At 62.6% G+C, this 15,364-nt stretch carries 15 protein-coding genes; 1 reads left to right on the plus strand and 14 read right to left on the minus strand.

The features are described from left to right. Positions 1-19: 19 nt before the first annotated feature. The 14 genes from APH35_RS06645 to APH35_RS06710 form a co-directional block, all read right to left on the minus strand. Positions 20-805: a MetQ/NlpA family ABC transporter substrate-binding protein gene (locus APH35_RS06645; protein WP_012274716.1), complete on the minus strand. Its 786-nt coding sequence runs from the start codon at positions 803-805 to the stop codon at positions 20-22. A 175-nt stretch (positions 806-980) separates the two neighbouring features. Beyond that, positions 981-1,811, minus strand: a complete 831-nt coding sequence (locus APH35_RS06650; protein WP_060514448.1) for a sigma 54-interacting transcriptional regulator — start codon at positions 1,809-1,811, stop codon at positions 981-983. Between the two features lie 64 nt (positions 1,812-1,875). Continuing rightward, positions 1,876-2,457, minus strand: coding sequence for an alpha/beta hydrolase (locus APH35_RS06655; protein WP_012274718.1), 582 nt, complete (start codon positions 2,455-2,457; stop codon positions 1,876-1,878). 193 nt (positions 2,458-2,650) lie between these two features. Then, the gene (locus APH35_RS06660; RefSeq protein WP_012274719.1) at positions 2,651-3,052 is read right to left on the minus strand and encodes an ExbD/TolR family protein; all 402 of its coding nucleotides are present in this window, start codon (positions 3,050-3,052) and stop codon (positions 2,651-2,653) included. A gap of 1 nt (position 3,053) precedes the next feature. Next, the gene (locus APH35_RS06665) at positions 3,054-3,773 is read right to left on the minus strand and encodes a MotA/TolQ/ExbB proton channel family protein (RefSeq protein ID WP_012274720.1); all 720 of its coding nucleotides are present in this window, start codon (positions 3,771-3,773) and stop codon (positions 3,054-3,056) included. Positions 3,774-3,803: 30 nt separating this feature from the next. Then, a complete protein-coding gene (locus tag APH35_RS06670) occupies positions 3,804-4,604 on the minus strand; it encodes an energy transducer TonB (protein ID WP_012274721.1) in 801 nt (266 codons plus the stop codon). A 403-nt stretch (positions 4,605-5,007) separates the two neighbouring features. Continuing rightward, complete coding sequence (locus APH35_RS06675; protein ID WP_012274722.1) at positions 5,008-5,997, minus strand: sulfate/molybdate ABC transporter ATP-binding protein; 990 nt, start codon at positions 5,995-5,997, stop codon at positions 5,008-5,010. Between the two features lie 3 nt (positions 5,998-6,000). After that, positions 6,001-6,873: a sulfate ABC transporter permease subunit CysW gene (gene cysW / locus APH35_RS06680; RefSeq protein ID WP_012274723.1), complete on the minus strand. Its 873-nt coding sequence runs from the start codon at positions 6,871-6,873 to the stop codon at positions 6,001-6,003. 11 nt (positions 6,874-6,884) lie between these two features. Continuing rightward, positions 6,885-7,703, minus strand: a complete 819-nt coding sequence (gene cysT, locus APH35_RS06685) for a sulfate ABC transporter permease subunit CysT (protein ID WP_012274724.1) — start codon at positions 7,701-7,703, stop codon at positions 6,885-6,887. A gap of 185 nt (positions 7,704-7,888) precedes the next feature. Next, on the minus strand, positions 7,889-8,896 hold the full coding sequence (locus APH35_RS06690) for a sulfate ABC transporter substrate-binding protein (protein WP_012274725.1): 1,008 nt from the start codon (positions 8,894-8,896) through the stop codon (positions 7,889-7,891). 48 nt (positions 8,897-8,944) lie between these two features. Beyond that, positions 8,945-9,127, minus strand: a complete 183-nt coding sequence (gene oscA / locus APH35_RS06695; RefSeq protein WP_012274726.1) for a sulfur starvation response protein OscA — start codon at positions 9,125-9,127, stop codon at positions 8,945-8,947. A gap of 250 nt (positions 9,128-9,377) precedes the next feature. Beyond that, complete coding sequence (locus APH35_RS06700; RefSeq protein WP_060514449.1) at positions 9,378-12,428, minus strand: efflux RND transporter permease subunit; 3,051 nt, start codon at positions 12,426-12,428, stop codon at positions 9,378-9,380. Next, positions 12,425-13,492 (minus strand): efflux RND transporter periplasmic adaptor subunit, encoded by a 1,068-nt coding sequence (locus tag APH35_RS06705; protein WP_012274728.1) that lies wholly within the window; start codon positions 13,490-13,492, stop codon positions 12,425-12,427. The genes APH35_RS06700 and APH35_RS06705 overlap by 4 nt, the downstream gene beginning before the upstream one ends. Then, complete coding sequence (locus tag APH35_RS06710) at positions 13,489-14,577, minus strand: efflux RND transporter periplasmic adaptor subunit (protein ID WP_012274729.1); 1,089 nt, start codon at positions 14,575-14,577, stop codon at positions 13,489-13,491. Before APH35_RS06710 ends, APH35_RS06705 begins: the two co-directional genes overlap by 4 nt. 272 nt (positions 14,578-14,849) lie before the next feature. Here APH35_RS06710 and APH35_RS06715 point away from each other — a divergent pair, with 272 nt between their 5' ends. After that, positions 14,850-15,305: an REP-associated tyrosine transposase gene (locus tag APH35_RS06715; RefSeq protein ID WP_060514450.1), complete on the plus strand. Its 456-nt coding sequence runs from the start codon at positions 14,850-14,852 to the stop codon at positions 15,303-15,305. Positions 15,306-15,364: the final 59 nt, after the last annotated feature.

Here is a 15,364-nt window from a genome sequence, read left to right on the forward strand (position 1 = left end):
GCAAGGGAATGCAACTGCATCAGAACGCTGGCAGCACCGCGCCCTGGTACTTCTTGGCGATGAATGCCTTCACTTCCGGGCTGGTCAGGGCCTTGGCCAGTTTCTGGATGGCTTCGCTGTCCTTGTTGTCCGGGCGGGCAACCAGGAAGTTCACGTATGGCGAATCGGCACCTTCGATCACCAGCGCATCCTTGGCCGGGTTCAGGCCGGCTTCCAGGGCGTAGTTGGTGTTGATCATGTCCAGGTCAACCTGGTCCAGCACGCGCGGCAGCATGGCCGACTCAAGCTCGCGGAACTTCAGCTTCTTCGGGTTCTCGGCAATGTCCTTGGGGGTGGCCAGGGCATTTTTCGGGTCTTTCAGGGTGATCAGGCCAGCCTTCTGCAGCAGGATCAGGGCGCGGCCGCTGTTGCTGCCTTCGTTAGGGATGGCAACAGTGGCGCCTTCCTTCAGCTCGGACAGGTTCTTGATCTTCTTGGAGTAGCCACCGAAGGGTTCGACGTGCACGCCGACCACGGTTTCCAGGTGGGTGCCTTTACCTTCGTTGAAGCTTTTCAGGTACGGCAGGGTCTGGAAGTAGTTGGCGTCCAGGCGCTTCTGGTCCACTTGTACGTTTGGCTGCACGTAATCGGTGAAGACCTTGATCTGCAGGTCCACACCTTCTTTTGCCAGGGTCGGCTTGATCAGCTCAAGGATTTCGGCGTGCGGAACCGGGGTAGCGGCAACCACCAGTTTCTCGGCAGCGGCGGCCAGGCCGGAGAACGACAGGGCAGCAGCCAGGGCAGTGGTCAGCAGGGTCTTCTTCATGGTGGTCCTTGTTCTGAATCTGGGCCATCGACGATGGCGAATCGGGTGCCCAACCGGTTCACCAGTGGGCGTGAGGCGGACAATACCTAGATTTTTTATTCCGTAACAATATCTTTTACTTAGCTGCTTATTCCAAAAACAAACTGCCACCAGCCACTTTGCTTATGAGCGATGTCTAGCGCGCGGGATTGGCCAGGTCGAGGTCCTCCGGCAGGATCTCTGCGCCGTCATTCACCAGCAAGGCAAAGTGGATCACGTTCTCCAGCTCGCGGGTGTTGCCTGGCCAGAAATGCGCTTCCAGCACCTGCTGCGCCGCCTCGCTCACCAACGGCACGGGCCGCTGCAGGCGCACGCTGTAAATGCCCACGAAGTACTCGGCCAGCGGCAGGATGTCGCCCGGCCGTTCACGCAGCGGCGGCAGTTCCAGCGCCCCCTCGCGCAGGTACTGGTACAGGCGCTCGTTGAAGCGCCCCGCACGTACCACGCGCGCCAGGTCGATGCTGGTCGCGGCGACCAGGCGCACATCCACTGGCTGTGGCTGCTGCGCGCCAACCCGGGTGACCTCACGGTTTTCCAGTGCGGCCAGCAACTTGCCCTGGATGGCCAGCGGCAAGTCGGCAATCTCGTCCAGGTACAGCGTGCCGCCATTGGCCGAGCCAAACCAGCCGGCGCGGCTGCTGGCCGTGCCGCCATGACTGCCGGCGCGATAGCCGAACAATTCGGCATCGGCGTAGGTGGGGCTGATGGCCGCGCAGTTGACCGACACGAACAGCCCGCCACGGTCGCTGGCACGGTGGATCTGCCGGGCCAGCAGCTCCTTGCCGGTGCCGGTTTCGCCACGGATCAGCACCGGCACAGGTTGTGGCGCCAGGCGCTCAAGGTCCTCGCGCAGCTGCTGCGAGCGCGGGTCGATGAACACCAGCGCCTTGGCACGAATGCTCAGCGGGCTCTTGTCCAGCTCGGGGAAGGTCAGCAGCGGCTGGCCAAACGGGTTTTGAAAAGTCATGACGAACTCCCGCCCCAGGCCTGCAATGGCCGGGCGTCAGGCAAACGGTAAACAGTAAGGGTGATCAGGCGCGGCGCAGTGCGCGCTGCTCTACCCGGCTCTGCAAGCGATACAAGTAGGCGAAGCCTTGTTCCCAGCGCTCATGGCCGGACTTGACGTTGATGTGCCCGGCATTGCTCAGCAACCCCGCTTCGGCGCCCCATGCCTGGGCCAGGTACAGCGCCCGCGGTACGTTCACGGCCGGGTCGTTGTCCGAGCTGACGACCTGGCTGGGGAACGGCAATGCATCGGTCGGGATCGGCGCAAAGTTGCGCAGGGCTGGCGCGCAGGTGGGCCGCTCGACGTCTGCCGGCGCCACCAACAGTGCACCACGCACCCGCCGCAGCAAGGCCGGCCTGGCTTGCGCAGCCCAATGGGCGACAGTGATGCAGCCCAGGCTGTGGGCGATCAGGATCACCGGTGAGCGCTCGGCGGCAATTGCCTGCTCCAGCGCCTGCACCCAATCCTGCCGCTGCGGGGTGAGCCAGTCGTGTTGCTCCACCCGGGCACTGTTAGGCAGGGTGCGCTGCCAGTGACTTTGCCAATGGTTGTCTGGCGATCCTTGCCAGCCCGGCACAATCAGGTAACGAATCGACTCATTGCGCATGGGGACGCCTCCAGTAAGTTTGCGTGCTTGGAGACAAGTATAGGGAGGGAGTTATATTCGTAAAGGAATAAGAAGCTATTTATTAATAACCAAAAACCAATTCCTGCGACAGGGCCCTCACAGGCAAAAAAAGGGCCAACCCCTGCCAAGAGATGTGGCCCATAAGCACTTGCCTGAAGAGGTGTGCCGGGTATCAACGTGCGGTAATCACCGCCAGCTTGCTGATCCCCGCGCGTTCGATGGCCGCCATGGCCCGTGCCACTTCGCCGTAGTTCACGCCGTCATCGGCCTGCAGCTGCACGCGCACGTCCGCGTCCTTGTCCTTGGCGGCCTTGAGATTGGTTTCCAGCAGATCGGGCTGGATCTGGTCCTTGTTGATGAACAGCTTGCCCTCGCCATCGATGCTGACCACCAGCGGGTCCTTCTGCTCCACCGGGGCCACGGCCTCGGTCTTGGGCAGGTTGATGGGAATGGCGTTGGTCAGCAGCGGCGCGGTGACGATGAACACCACCAGCAGCACCAGCATGACGTCCACCAGGGGCGTGACGTTGATTTCACTGAGGACTTCGTCGCTGTCCTGGGTCGAAAAGGCCATATCAGGACGCCTCCTTCACTGGCTGGGTGAAACCGGCCTGGGCTTTTTGCACAGCAGGGTGCACCAGCACGCGGAAGGCACTCTTCTGCGCCAGGCTGTAGAAGTCGTGGGCGAAGTCATCGAGGTCGGCGGCGGTCAGCTTGAGGCGCCGCAGGAAGTAGTTGTAAACCAGCACGGCCGGTACCGCGACGGCGATACCCACACCGGTCGCCACCAGTGCCGCACCGATTGGTCCGGCGACGGTTTCCAGGCTGGCGGAGCCGGCCGCGCTGATGCCCTTGAGCGCTTCCATGATGCCCCACACGGTGCCGAACAGGCCGATGAAGGGCGAGGTGCTGCCGATACTGGCGACCACCGCCAGGCCGGTTTCCAGCGAGCGGCGCTCACGCACGATCTGCTGGCGCAGGGCGCGCTCCAGGCGGTCCTGGTGGTTGATCGCATGGCTCAGGTCGTTGGCCTGAGTGTCGCCAACGGCGATGGCAGCGTAGCCAGACTGGGCCACACGGGCAGCCGGGCCGGGCAGCTCATGGCTGAGCTCGGCGGCCGAGTCCAGGCTGGAGGCAGCCCAGAACTGCTGGTGGAAGCGCTTGTCCTGGTTCTTCAACCGCACGAACTGCGCGACCTTGACCAGGGCCAGGCCCCAGGTGACGACAGAAAAACCGACCAGCAGCCAGATGACTGCGCTTTCAACGGATTCGAGGGGGGATGCCAGCAGGCTCATGATGATGTCTTCCTGTGTTCTGCGAAAAAGTTAGCGAAGCTTGAAATCGATCGGCACGCTGACCCAGCCGGTCTGGGCCACATCACCCTGCTTGGCGGGCACGAAGCTCCAGCGCTTCACCGCGGCCAGCGCGGCGGCGTCGAGGGCGTCACGGCCGCTGCTCTTCTGAACCTGGATCTGCCCAGGCTTGCCGCTGGGCAGCACTTCGACACGCAACAGCACGGTGCCCTCCCAGCCACGGCGCTGAGCCATCTGCGGGTACTCCGGCGCCGGGTTCTTCAGGTACGCGGCGTTGGCCGATGCCGGGGTTATCGGGGCCGGCGCGGGTGGTGCGGGCGCAGGCGGTGCCGGGGCCGCCACTGGCGCGGGTGGTGGTGCTTCAACCGGCTTGGGCTGTGGCTTGGGCGCTTGCTTGACCACAGGCTTTGGCACGGGCTTCGGTTTGGGTTTGGGCTTGGCGGCCAGTTCGTCGACGACCGGTGGCGGCGGCGGTGGCTCGACCACGGGAGGCGCGGGCGCAGGCGGCGGAGGCTCGACCACAGGCGGTGCGGGTGCCGCGAACTCGATGGTCATGGGCGGCACCTGTGGCGGCACAACCGGCAGTTCGGGCGTGGGCGCCTGGCTGACCCAGTACGCGGCGGCGCCATGCAGGGCCAGCACCAGCAGGCCCAACACCAGCTTGTCGCGGCGCTTGAGCCCGCTCACAGGCGTGCGTTGCAGGCGCAGCTGGCCAAGCGGCAGGCGAAGCGTGCGTCCAAGCTCGACCAGGTCGCCTGGGGCCGGGCGCCATGGCTGGTCGTAGGCCCTGACGGCCGATTGGACATTACCCATTGATCAAACTCCTGGGGTCTCGATTCAGGTGTGTGGCTGAATCATCGGGGCCAGAGGCTTATCTCTTAAAGTAATGTTTAAAATTATGGTTAGAACTTAATTGAATATTGTTTCTGGAGGATCGCGTGAAAGCCACGGATTGCGCGGGCTGTGGCATTCATGGCTAAAGGCTATGCATTGGGGGCATGCAAAATATTCGCGTAAGGCATGAGATTGCCGCGAGGGCTGCGCCCTCGATCGCGACGCAAGGCCGCTCCTACAAAGGACTCGCGCCCCTCGGACCTTACGCGAATCCCTTGTAGGAGCGGCCTTGTGTCGCGATGGGCTGCAAAGCAGCCCCGGCAATCCGACAGGCATAAAAAAACCCGGGACCAAGCCCGGGCTCTTAATCATCAAGGGCAGATCAGATATCCGCCACCTTCTGCCAAACCTTCGGCCGGAAGAACAACGTCTCCCCACGCGCCAACCCGGTCAGGCTGTCATGGTCCTTGACCACTTCGGCCTCGATCAGCTCGCTCTGCCCTTCCACCTTCAAAGTCACCCGCGTGGTCGCGCCCAACGGCCGGATGTCCCGCACCTCGGCCGCGTGGTGCCCTTCGGTCTCATGCCGCGACAGCGACACCTCGTGCGGACGGAACAGCACGTGGTGGCCTTCGCTCAGTGCCAGGCGGTTGGAATCGCCGAGGAAGTGGTAGACGAAATCGTTGGCTGGCTTCTCGTACACCTCGCCCGGCGAACCGATCTGCTCGATCACGCCCTTGTTCATCACCACGATGCGGTCAGCCACTTCCATGGCTTCTTCCTGGTCGTGAGTCACGAACACCGAGGTCAGGTTGATATCCTCGTGCAACCGCGCCAGCCAGCGGCGCAGCTCCTTGCGCACCTTGGCATCCAGCGCACCGAACGGCTCGTCCAGCAGCAGCACCTTGGGCTCCACCGCCAGGGCGCGGGCCAGGGCGATACGCTGACGCTGGCCGCCAGACAGCTGCTCGGGGTAGCGATCGGACAACCAGTCCAACTGCACCATGTTCAGCAGCTCGTGCACCTTCTCGGCGATCTTGCTCTCGCTCGGGCGCTCGCCCTTGGGCTTCATGCGCAGGCCGAAGGCGACGTTGTCGAACACGCTCATATGGCGGAACAGCGCATAGTGCTGGAACACGAACCCAACGTTACGGTCACGCACGTCATGGCCAGACACGTCCTCGCCATGGAACACGATGTTGCCCTGGTCCGGGGTTTCCAGGCCGGCGATGATGCGCAGCAGCGTGGTCTTGCCGCAGCCGGACGGGCCGAGCAAGGCCACCAGCTCGCCGCTGTTGATGTCCAGGTTGATGTTGTTCAGGGCCTGGAAGCTGTTGAAGCGCTTGCTGACATTACGAACTTCGATCGACATGAATCATTCCTCCGCGGCGCTGTGGCGCAGGCGGTTAATACGGTTCTCGCTCCACTGCTTGAGCAGCAGGATGAAGAGCGCCAGGATCAGCAACAGGCTGGCCACGCTGAAGGCCGCCACGTGGTTGTACTCGTTGTAGAGGATCTCTACGTGCAGCGGCAAGGTATTGGTCACGCCGCGAATGTGGCCGGACACCACCGACACCGCGCCGAACTCGCCCATGGCCCGTGCAGTACAAAGCACCACGCCGTAGATCAAGCCCCATTTGATATTCGGCAAAGTCACGTGCCAGAACATCTGCCAGCCATTGGCGCCGAGCAGGCGCGCGGCCTCCTCTTCTTGCGTGCCCTGCTCCTGCATCAGCGGGATCAGCTCACGGGCCACGAACGGCACGGTGACGAAAATGGTCGCCAGGACGATGCCCGGCAGGGCGAACACGATCTGGATGTCGTGGTCCTGCAGCCACGGCCCGAACAGGCCTTGCGCGCCGAACATCAGCACGTAGACCAGGCCGGCGATTACCGGCGACACCGAGAACGGCAGGTCGATCAGGGTGACCAGGATACTCTTGCCACGGAAGGTGTACTTGCTCACGCACCACGCGGCGCTGACACCGAACACCAGGTTCAGCGGCACCGAAATCACCACGGCGAGCAGGGTCAGCTTCAGCGCCGACAAGGCATCAGGCTCGAAGATCGCCTCGAAGAAGGTGCCAAAACCGTTCTTCAGCGCCTGCGACACCACGATCACCAGCGGCAGCAACAGGAACAGCGCGAACACCAACCAGCCAAGGCCGATCAGAATGCGTCGCGAAGTAGCGCTGCCTCGGCGGGCGGCGTTGGCGGCGGCGCTTGTACTCAGGGATGAACTGGACATGCCGGCCTCCTTCAAGGGGTTTCGATGCGGCGCTGCAGCAAGTTGATCAGCAGCAGCAGAATGAAGGAAACCACCAGCATCAGCACGCCGATGGCGGTCGCGCCGGTGTAGTCGTACTGGTCGAGCTTGACCATGATCAGCAGCGGCAGGATTTCGGTCTTCATCGGCATGTTGCCGGCAATGAAGATCACCGAGCCATATTCGCCCACGCCACGGGCGAAGGCCAGGGCAAAGCCGGTGAGCCAGGCCGGTAGCAGGGCCGGCGCCAGAATATGACGGAACACCTGCAGCGGCTTGGCCCCCAGGCAGGCAGCGGCCTCTTCCACTTCACGCGGGATGTCGGCCAGTACCGGCTGCACCGTGCGCACCACGAACGGCAGGGTGACGAAGGTCAGCGCCAGGGTGATGCCCAGCGGGGTGTAGGCGATCTTGAAGCCCAGGTCGGTGGCGAACTGGCCGACCCAGCCCGCAGGCGCGTACAGGGCGGTCAGGGCAATACCGGCAACGGCGGTAGGCAGGGCGAACGGCAGGTCGATCATCGCGTCGATGATCTTGCGCCCGGGGAAGGTGTAGCGCACCAGTACCCAGGCCAGCAGGGTACCGATCACACCATTGATGATGGCGGCGAACAGGGCGGTGCCGAAACTCAGCTTGAGCGCGGCGATTACCCGCGGTGCGCTGATGATGTTCCAGAACTGCTCCCAGGTCAGCTGCGAGGCATGAATGAACATGGCCGCCAGCGGTATCAGCACGATCAGGCTGAGGTACACCAAGGTGTAGCCCAGCGTCAGCCCGAAGCCGGGTATGACGGGGGAAATACGACGTGACATAAGTATCCCTGGTTGAACGCACGAAGCCCGGAATCAATCCCGGGCCGGTGCAAGACTCTGAATCCCGGGGCTGCGTTGCAGCCCAATCGCGACGCAAGACCGCCCCCACAGGAGATTGCGGTTCCTTGTGGGAGCGGCCTTGTGTCGCGATTGGGCCGCAACACGGCCCCGCTTTTCCCTGGCGTTTACTGTGCCTGATAGATCTGGTCGAACACACCGCCATCATTGAAGAATTTGGGCTGTGCAGTTTTCCAGCCACCGAAGTCCTTGTCGATGGTTACCAGGTCCAGTTTCGGGAACTGCTTGCCAAACTCCGCAGCGACTTTCTCGTCACGCGGGCGGTAGAAGTTCTCGGCGGCAATCTTCTGCCCAGCCGGGCTGTACAGGTGCTTGAGGTATTCGGTGGCAATCTCGGTATTGCCTTTCTTCTCGGCGTTCTTGTCCACCACCGCCACAGGCGGCTCGGCCAGGATCGACAGCGACGGCACGACGATGTCGAACTTGTCGGCGCCACCGTCTTCCTTCAGCGCCAGGAAGGCTTCGTTTTCCCAAGCCAGCAATACGTCGCCCTGGCCGTTGTTGACGAAGGTGATGGTCGAGCCACGGGCGCCGGTATCCAGCACCGGTACATGCTTGAACAGCTCCTGTACGTACTCCTTGGCCTTTTCTTCGCTACCGCCGGCTTTCAGCCCATAGGCCCAGGCCGCCAGGAAGTTCCAGCGCGCACCGCCGGAGGTTTTCGGGTTGGGGGTGATGACCGAGACGTCCTTCTTGATCAGGTCGCCCCAGTCCTTGATGCCTTTCGGGTTGCCCTTGCGCACCAGGAACACGATGGTCGAGGTGTACGGGGTGCTGGCGTCCGGCAGGCGGGTCTGCCAGTTGTCCGGCAGGGTCTTGCCGAGCTTGGCTACTTCATCGATGTCGCCGGCCAGGGCCAGGGTCACCACGTCGGCGCGCAGGCCGTCGATCACCGCACGGGCCTGCTTGCCCGAACCGCCATGGGATTGCTGGATCTTCACCTTGTCGCCCGGGTGGGCCTGCTGCCAGTGCTTGATGAACTCGGCGTTGTACTGCTGGTACAGCTCGCGGGTCGGGTCGTAGGACACGTTCAGCAGTTCGTAGTCCTTGGCGATGGCGGAACCGGCAAAAACAGCACTGGCCAGGGCGGCGAGCGCATAACGGCGGATGGACATGGTGAAGCTCCCGATTGGCATTTTTCTAATTTTGGATGTGAGGCGCGATCAGCTGGGCTTGTTGCCCGGCTGTTGCAGGCGGAACTTCTCCTTGCGCTCGATCTGTACGACCTGAGCGTTGTGCACAGTGATCTCCACCGCACCAAACCGCAGGTCGCGCAAGGCGCTCTGGATTTCACGCAGAATGGTGGCTTCGTCCTGACCGTCGATGCTACGCAGAGATGCACTCATGCTCGTTCTCCTTGGAGTGAGGGTGCCGGGCAGAGGTTTGAAGGGGATTTGCGCCTGGCTTGAGGGCAATAGTAGTGAGGCGGAGTTATTCTTAAAAATACTGTTTAAGAATGTTTATATAACCAAAATAAAAGGCTTATCCTGAAGACAATAGAAGGCCCTGTGGGAGCGGGTTTACCCGCGAATGCGGCGGTAGCTCCACCATCGCATTCGCGGGTAAAACCGCCCCCACAGGGTTCAGTTCAGGGTTTCAGGATTTTTCCTGTGGCTCGCGGATCTTGTACCAGGCCACATACAGCGCCGGCAGGAACAGCAGCGTCAGCAAGGTCGCCACGATGATCCCGCCAATCATCGCGTAAGCCATCGGCCCCCAGAACACTTCGCGGGCAATCGGGATCATGCCCAAGCTCGCCGCCGCCGCAGTCAGCAGGATCGGCCGGCGCCGGTGGTTGGTGGCCTCCACCACCGCATCCCACGGCGAGTAGCCCTGGGCCTCGAACTCGTCGATCTGGGTCACCAGGATCACCGAGTTGCGGATGATGATGCCCGCCAGGGCAAGGATGCCCAGAATCGCGACAAAGCCCATGGGCGTGCCCGTGGGCACCAACGCAATGATCACGCCAATCAGCCCCAGCGGCGCCACGCTGACCACCAGGAACAACTTCTGCACGCTGTGCAGCTGGATCATCAGGAAAGTCGCCATCAGGAACAGCATCAGCGGGATCACCTTGCGGATCGGCCCTTGCGCCTTGGCGCTCTCCTCCACCGTACCGCCGGTGGCCACTTCGAAGCCCACCGGCAGCTTGCTGGCGAACTCGTCGATTTTCGGCTTCAGCTGGGCCACCAGGTCGGTGGGCTGGATATCACCGTTGACCGAGGCCTTGATGGTGATGGTCGGCTTGCGGTCACGGCGCCAAACCAGCGGCTGCTCCAGCTCGTAGCGCACGGTGGCGAACGACAACAGCGGAATCGAGGTGCCGTTGGGGGTGAGAATCTGCAGGTTCTGCAGGGTATCGGGTGAGCCGCGCTCGCTGTCTTCGGCACGGGCGACCACGTCCACCAGGTAGATGTTGTCGTTGACCTGGGTGATCTGCACGCCGCTGACGATGCTGTTCATCACATTGGCCACGTCTTCCGACGACAGCCCCAGTTGGCGCGCCTTGTCCTGGGCGATTTCCACGCGCAGCACCTTACCCGGCTCGTTCCAGTCGTAAATCATCTCGCCAATGTGCTCGTTCTGGTCAAGCAACGTGGCCAGTTCGATGGCGTGCTGGCGCACCTGGTCGATGTTGGCACCGCTGACCCGGTACTGGATCGGCCTGCCCACCGGCGGGCCCATTTCCAGCGACTGCACGTTGGTACCGATGCCGACGAACTCTTCATGCAGGATCTTCTGCAAGCGGTCCATCATGCCCTGGCGTTCTTCGAAGCCCTTGCTGACGATCACCAGCTGGGCGTAGTACGGGTTCTGCAACTGCTGGTCGAGCGGCAGGTAGAAGCGAATCGCACCCTGGCCAATGTAAGTGCTCCAGCGCACCAGGTCCGGGTCGTCCTTGATCCGCGCCTCGAAGCGGTCGACCACCTTGCGCGTTTCCTCGATCGAGGCGTTTTGCGGCAGGTTCAAGTCGACCAGAATTTCCGGGCGGTCCGAAGAGGGGAAGAACTGGTTCTGTACAAAGCGCTCGCAGAAGATGGCCAGCACGAACAACAGCACCGTGCCGATGATGGTCAGCCAGCGATTGCGCATGCACCACAGCAGGCCATGTTCGAAGGCTTTGCCCAAACGCCCCGGCTCGGCTTCATGGGGTTTGACCTTGCTGCTGAGGATATGCACACCCAGCACGGGGGCGAAAAACACCGCCACCACCCACGACACGATCAGCGCCACGGCAATGACGGCAAACAGGGTGTAGGTGTACTCACCGGCCGAACTGGCGTTAAGGCCAATCGGCACGAAGCCGGCCACGGTCACCAGGGTCCCGGTTAGCATCGGGAAGGCTGTGGAGGTATAGGCGAACGTCGCCGCCTGCTCCTTGCTTTCGCCCATTTCCAGCCGCGTGACCATCACCTCCACGGTGATCATCGCATCGTCCACCAGCAGGCCAAGTGCAATGATCAGCGCACCCAGCGAAATCCGCTGCATGGTGATACCGCTGTACTCCATGAACACGAACACCATGGCCAACACCAGCGGGATCGAGCACGCCACCACCAACCCCGCGCGCACCCCAAGGCTGACGAAACTCACCGCCAGCACGATCACGACCGCCTCGAACAGCGCGCTGGTGAAGCCGCCGACCGCCTGCTTGACCACCACGGCCTGGTCGGAAACGGTGTGCACCCCAACACCTACTGGCAAGTCCTCGACCACTTTGTCCATGCGCTTTTTCAGCGCAGCCCCGAATACCTGGATGTTGCCACCGGCTTTCATGCCGATGGCCAGGCCGAGGGCCGTCTGGCCGTTGTAGCGGAACATCGGTGAAGGCGGGTCGACGTAGCCGCGCTCGATATCGGCGATATCGGCCAGGCGGAAGAAGCGATCGTTGATCTTCAGGTTGACGGTTTGCAGGTCCTTTTCCGAGGCGAACTGCCCGGAAGTACGCACCGAGATACGCTCCGGGCCGGCCTCGATCACCCCGGCCGGGGTTACCGCGTTCTGCGCTTGCAGGGCCTGCATCACTTGGCGCTGGTCAATGCCCAGGGCCGCCAGCTTGCGGGTGGAGAAGTTCAGGTACAGCACTTCGTCCTGGGTGCCGATCAGCTCGATCTTGCCGATATTGGGTACGTCGCGAACCTCGGCCCGTGCCTGCTCCACGTAGTCACGCAGTTGGCGCAGGGTCAGGCCGTCGGCGGTGAAGGCGTAGATAGAGCCGAACACATCACCGAATTCGTCGTTGAAACCCGGCCCCTGGATACCCGCCGGGAATTCACCACGAATATCCTGGATCTTCTTGCGCACCTGGTACCAGATGTCCGGGATGTCCTTGGCCTTGGTGGTGTCGCGCAGGTACACGTAGACCGTGGATTCGCCGGGTCGGGTGTAGCTCTTGGTGTAATCGAGCGAATCGAGCTCCTCGAGCTTCTTCTCGATGCGGTCGGTGACCTGGTACAGGGTTTCGTCCTGGGTTGCGCCGGGCCAGCGGGTCTGGATGACCATGGTCTTGATGGTGAACGACGGGTCTTCCTCACGGCCCAGGTTGAAGTAGGAAAAAATCCCCATCAGCAGGCCCACGAACATCAGGTACCAGACGAACGATTGATGCTTGAGTGCCCAGTCGGACAGGTTGAAGCTTCCTTTCATTGCGCATCCTCGTCGAAGGTGACCTTCTGGCCAGGCTTCAGGCTGTTCACACCTGCGGTAACCACGCGCTCACCGGGCTGTACGCCCGACGTCAGGACAATGCTGTCGGCGGTGCGGTCGATCAGCGCCACGTCACGGGTTGCCACGGTCTTCTGCTGTGTATCGATCACCCACACCTGGGTCTTGCCGTCACGCTCCAGCAACGCGCTCGCGGGCAGCTCGCTACGCGGCGTCACTTCCGAACTCAGGGTCACGCTGATGGCAGTGCCCAAGTGGAACGCCGCCGGCGTGCTGGCCAGGGTCAGGCGGGCGCGCCGGGTACGGGTGGTGGCGTCGGCCTGGGGCTCCAGCTCGCGTAGGCTGGCCGTGGTATTGATGGTTGGGTCGAGCTGTGAGGCAACGGTAAAGGTCAGGCCTTTGTCCAACTGCTCGGCCAAGCCGATCGGCAGGTCGATCACCGCCTCCTTCACGTCCGGCCGGGCCAGGGTCACCACGGCTTGCCCGGCGGTAACGGTTTGCCCGGCTTCGGCCTGCCACGCGGTGATCACGGCGGCGTGGTCGGTGCGCAGGGTGCTGTAGTCGAGCTGGTCACGGGCCTGGCTGAGCGCGGAGCGCGCCTGCTCCAACGCCGCGCTGGTGGTTTTCAGGTTGGTCTGGGCGATGTCCAGCTGGGCCTGGGCGCCCACGCCACGGTCATACAGCTGTTGCTGGCGACGGGCATCGGCCTGGGCGTTGATCCACTGTGCCTGCACCTTGGCCAGGTCGCCTTCGGCGGCACGCAACTGGTTCTGCTGGTCGGTCGGGTCGAGGGTGGCCAGGGTGTCGCCCGGCTTCACCTGGGCACCGACATCCAGCCAGCGCCGGGCAATGCGCCCGGAAACCCGAAAGCCCAGGGTGCTTTCGAAGCGCGCCTGGATACTGCCGGCGAAGCGGCCCAGCTGCGATTGCACCTGGGGTTCGACCTTGACCGACAGCACCGGCCGAATCGGCTCGGGTGCCTCGTCCTCGCTACTGCAGCCCACTAGCAGCACGCCGGCTGACAGCATCAGCAACAGGCGCTTCATAACTCACCCCCTGGGGCCTTGGCATCGACCTTCTGCACCTGCATGCCGGGGTGCAGCAACTGGCCGCCGTTGACCACCACGCTCTCGCCGCCTTTGAGGCCGCTGGCGACCACGATCTTGCCGGTGAGGTAACGGCTGACTTCAACTTTGCGCAGCTCCACCTTGTCGCCCTCGCCCACCACCCACACGGCGGGTTCATGCAAGGCCTTGGTCAACGCCGACCACGGCAGTTCGACGCTGGGCCGGCCCTGAGCGTTGGTGGTAGCAGTGACCGGTGCGCCCAGTTGCATGCCCGGTGGCACGTCTTTCAGGCCAACCTTGACCTGCACCGTGCCGCTTTGCGCCGACACCGTGGGGGTGATTTCGCGCACGAAGCCATGGGCCTGGACCTTGGGGTCGTCCAACAGGCTGACGACCACCCCGGCATCGCTGGGCGGCGCGACCAGCAGCGACTCGTAGACGTTGAACACCGCATCGCGGTCGCCATCGGTAGCCAGGCTGAAGATCGGCATGGTGGCCTGTACCACCTGCCCGACTTCGGCCTGGCGCTGAGTGATTACCCCAGCGGCCTCGGAGACCAGTGCGGTATAGCTGAGTTGTTCGTTGGCGTTGGCCAGCTGCGCCTGGGCGGCCTTGAGGGCGCTCTGGTTGCTGCGCAACGCGGCTTCGGCGGAGTCGTATTCACTCTGGCTGGTGTAGCCCTTGGGCAGCAGTTTCTGCTGGCGCACGAAGGCGGCACTGGTCTGGGTGACCCGCGCTTGCGCGGCGAACACCTCGGCCTTGGCCGAGTCGACGTTGTTCTGCAAGTCTTTTGGGTCCAGCCGCGCCAGCACCTGGTTGGCCTTGACGTGGTCGCCCACGTCCACGCTGCGCGAAATGATCTTGCCGCCTACGCGGAACGAGAGGTCGGTCTGCACCCGCGCCTGCACATCGCCGGTCAGGGTGACCCTGGCAGCGAAATCGGTGGGCTGGACCTGTTGCACACCCACCCGAGGCAGCGTCTCGGGAACCTCTTCCTTGCTACAACCGGTGAGCATGGACAGCAAGCCCAAGCTTGCCAGCAACAGTGGACGCGTCACCCTCATGCAGGCTCCTAGCTTGCGCACAAATGATTTGTGAGATGCGACTGTCAGCGTAGTTCAGGGTTCGGTAAACATCACTGATGGAGATCACTCAGGCATTTTCAGCCTCTGCGCGGGCCCTTTCGCGGGTGAACCCGCTCCCACAGGGTGGACTGCCCCCGAAAAGGTCGGTACAGCCACCCACAAGCCCCCTGCCATATCCAGAAACTATCCAAAGCACTTTCGCGGTTTCACAGCCACTACCTTGGAGAGGTCACTTTTCCAGGAAGAAACCAATGCCTCAGGCTCAATCACACCTGCTCCGCCGTGGTCGCTATTCAGAACTCGGCAGGCTGTACCTGCTTACTACTGTTACCCGTCAACGCAAGCCACTGTTCCATGACTTTCATCATGCAAGGCTGGTCATCCACCAACTGCGGCAATCCGATCATGAGCACGCCTGCCGCTCAATGGCCTGGGTACTGATGCCGGACCATCTGCATTGGCTGATCGAGTTGAAAGGCACGACGCTGGGTACGTTGATGCGCAGATTCAAATCCAGATCCAGTCTGGTTTTGCATCAGGCGGAGGTTGAGCATGACCCGGTGTGGCAGCCTGGGTATCAGGACCGAGCATTGAGACGGGAGGGATGCATGGTTCAGGTCGCCAGATACATCGTTGCCAACCCCTTGCGTAATGGGCTGGTGAAGAGTGTCAGAGACTATCCACATTGGGATGCGATATGGCTTTGAATCGGTGGGAGAGCCTTCGCGGGTAAACCCGCACCCACAGGTACTGCGCAGGTCTTGAA

It is taken from the genome of Pseudomonas sp. NBRC 111132, from assembly GCF_001320565.1.
GTDB classification, from domain to species: domain Bacteria; phylum Pseudomonadota; class Gammaproteobacteria; order Pseudomonadales; family Pseudomonadaceae; genus Aquipseudomonas; species Aquipseudomonas putida_P.